We start from the raw sequence: 218 nt of genomic DNA on the forward strand, positions 1-218 counted from the left end.
GCCCTGGGCGACCCGAGCGACGATGTGCGGCTGTTGGCGTATTCGATGCTCGACAAGCAGGAAACCGACATCAACCAGCGGATCCAGTCCTCCCTGGAACAACTGCCTGGCGCGGCGCCGCAGAAGGCCGGAGCCTTGCACGCGACGCTGGCCCGCTGGTACTGGGAACTGGCCTACCTGGGCCTGGCCCAGGGCAGTGTGCAGCAGCACGTGCTGGG

At 67.4% G+C, this 218-nt stretch carries 1 pseudogene; it reads left to right on the top strand.

Annotated elements, in window-relative coordinates:
- Nucleotides 1-218 (top strand): annotated as a pseudogene (locus F6S12_RS33595) (HEAT repeat domain-containing protein); the annotation flags it as partial.

The organism is Pseudomonas sp. JV245A (assembly GCF_032424515.1).
Lineage (GTDB): Bacteria > Pseudomonadota > Gammaproteobacteria > Pseudomonadales > Pseudomonadaceae > Aquipseudomonas > Aquipseudomonas protegens.